We start from the raw sequence: 1821 nt of genomic DNA, 5'->3' as shown, positions 1-1821 counted from the left end.
TAAAGTGCGAAATGAGCTGCTCACTCAAAACATTATTATTTTTTGTCACACTCATATCAGACTTATCGACTCACCTACAAAATTAATCGAACCAAGTAATTGCTTCTAATTAAGCTTTGCCACCCAAAACATTTGCCAGAGAATCAGCGCCAAAGTCTGCTGTCACAACAGCTTCACCAATCGACTTCAAAAGCACAAGACGGAGCGTTCCATCCATTACCTTTTTGTCCACAGACATTAGTCGTTCATATTCTGAAGCCAACATGCCTTCCGGCCCTTCAATTGGCAAGTTAGCAGCAAGCAATATATTTGAAATTCGAGAAACATCTTCATCACTAATCCAGCCTTCCATTCTCGACAATTCTGCTGCCATAACTGTTCCCGCTGCAACCGCCTCACCATGAAGCCAAGAGCCATAACCTTCATAAGTCTCAATCGCATGGCCAAATGTGTGCCCTAGATTTAATATTGCTCTAAGCCCACCCTCTTTCTCATCTAGTTCAACAACTTCCGCTTTACAAGAACAAGATTCTTTAATCGCGTAGGTTAAAGCATCAGAGTCCAAGGACCTTAAGGCCTCAACATTAGCCTCCAACCAGTCAAAGAACTCTGGCTTACGGATCAAACCATATTTGATCACCTCCGCCAGGCCCGCTGAAACTTCCTTTGAAGCCAGAGTTTGCAAGGTCAAAATATCAATGATAACGGCTTTAGGCTGGTAAAAAGCACCTATCATGTTTTTACCTAAAGGATGGTTGATTGCAGTTTTTCCACCTACAGATGAATCTACTTGCGAAAGAAGCGTCGTGGGCACCTGAATAAAATCTACGCCACGCTGATAAGCTGATGCAGCAAAACCTGCCATATCTCCAATTACACCGCCCCCCAGCGCAACGATAGTCGTCTTCCTGGAATGAGCCTTCTCTAGTAGCGCATCAAAAATCAGGTTTAAGGTTTGCCAATTCTTATATTGCTCTCCGTCAGGCAAGACCACGCTATCAACCTCATAGCCAGACAATGCCTGTCTAACTTGCTGCTCATACAAAGGCCCGACTGTCTCATTTGTCACCAGCATTACTTTTTTGCCGGCAATGTAGGGCTGATAGAGAGATGGATTACTCAATAAGCCTTCGCCAATAAAAATTGGGTAATCACGTTCACCCAAATCTACTTTTAACTCAATCATTTATTCACTCTTTTTCTATCGCGCTGATTATATCTTTAACAATACCTTTCATAGACTTTTTGTCTGTATCAATTACATAGTCAGCAACTTCTCGATAAATTGGATCTCTGGTCGCATACAAATCACTCAAGACCTGACGAGCATCTTTGTCTCCCTGCAACAAAGGACGATTCTTATCTTTGTGAGTTCTTTTGTACTGCTGCTCGACTGAGGTATTCAAATACACTACAAAAGCAGTGTTGTTCACACACTCTCTGTTCTCGGGGCGCATCATCGCACCACCACCTGTTGCCAAGACGACGTTTTTAAGTGCTGACAAATCTTTTATTGCCTGGCTCTCTCTATCCCGGAAGCCTGCTTCGCCCTCGACATCAAAAATCCACGGAATGTTTGCCCCGGTTCGCCGCTCTATCTCTTTATCGGAATCATAAAAGTCAAAGTTCAGCTCTTTGGCTAAAATTTTTCCTATGGTTGTTTTTCCTGCCCCCATTGGGCCCACAAAAACAATCAACGGTTTAGCTATACTCATATTTCGATCTTATGCCGGCCAATCAATATGTCAGTAAAGATTAACCTGTTTATTTTAAAAAGAAAAAAGGCCGCAATCTGCAGCCTTTTACCTAAGCTCAATAAGA

General features: G+C 42.7%; 2 protein-coding genes. Both read right to left on the bottom strand.

Annotation, left to right across the window (positions count from 1 at the left end; translation table 11 throughout):
- Nucleotides 1–109: 109 nt before the first annotated feature.
- The gene (aroB, locus tag A3757_RS15365; RefSeq protein ID WP_068506598.1) at nucleotides 110–1186 is read right to left on the bottom strand and encodes a 3-dehydroquinate synthase; all 1077 of its coding nucleotides are present in this window, start codon (nucleotides 1184–1186) and stop codon (nucleotides 110–112) included.
- 4 nt (nucleotides 1187–1190) lie between these two features.
- The gene (gene aroK / locus A3757_RS15360; protein WP_082865394.1) at nucleotides 1191–1715 is read right to left on the bottom strand and encodes a shikimate kinase AroK; all 525 of its coding nucleotides are present in this window, start codon (nucleotides 1713–1715) and stop codon (nucleotides 1191–1193) included.
- Between the last annotated feature and the right edge of the window lie 106 nt (nucleotides 1716–1821).

This window comes from Oleiphilus sp. HI0117 (assembly GCF_001635235.1).
The sequence above is the reverse complement of the archived record's forward strand: the minus strand, read 5'-3'. Positions and strand labels throughout refer to the sequence as shown.

Excerpts from the sequence above, each read along its gene's own strand:
- aroB (WP_068506598.1), bottom strand. The coding sequence starts at position 1,186 with ATGATTGAGTTAAAAGTAGATTTGGGTGAACGTGATTACCCAATTTTT.
- aroK (WP_082865394.1), bottom strand. The coding sequence starts at position 1,715 with ATGAGTATAGCTAAACCGTTGATTGTTTTTGTGGGCCCAATGGGGGCA.